Origin of the sequence: Vibrio sp. TRT 1302, assembly GCF_050113875.1 — a bacterium.
GTDB lineage: Bacteria > Pseudomonadota > Gammaproteobacteria > Enterobacterales > Vibrionaceae > Vibrio.
The window spans coordinates 1-519 of the sequence record NZ_JBNJOF010000058.1 but is presented as its reverse complement, the minus strand read 5'-3'; the positions used below and the strand labels follow the sequence as shown (position 1 = coordinate 519).

Annotated in this window: 1 protein-coding gene; it reads right to left on the bottom strand. The window is 51.3% G+C overall.

Going from position 1 to position 519, the window contains the following annotated elements:
* A partial coding sequence (locus tag ACQEXP_RS21275; RefSeq protein WP_426971461.1) for a hypothetical protein occupies window positions 1-519 on the bottom strand: 519 nt, incomplete at both ends.

Sequence of the window (519 nt, the reverse complement as noted above, 5' to 3'; positions counted from 1 at the left end):
CGTGAACGAGGTAACTTGACCGTGCTCCGCCCCCGCTTTGGTGATGACATCAATCTGGTTACTGGATGCCGTGCCGACATGATCCGGTTCGGTGACACTTAAACTGCCGTCGGTCACCACTTGCAGGTCATCACCAATATTGATCACTAGATTGCTATTGGTGGAATGGTCGTTATCGCTGTCGACAGCATAGACTGGAATGCTGACCGCTAGACTGTCTTGTCCCTGTGCAGGATGGTCAACTTCTTTGTGTAAGGTGACGCTGTATTGGCCCAGATTAACTTGATCTAGCTTAATCGATAAAACCTCGACCTGTTTACCATCGTCTCTGGTGATATAACCGCGATAAACACCGTCTGAGACTTCTTCCAGCGTCACGGTCTTGCCTTCTGAGGTCAGCGTCGGTGCGTTGTTGAACACGTTCACATCAATGCCCATCGCAACGACTTTGTCACTGCCTGTGGTGAAATCAATCAGACCCGTGGCGGTGGTGTTCGTCCCCCCAACCTGTGAGCCTTC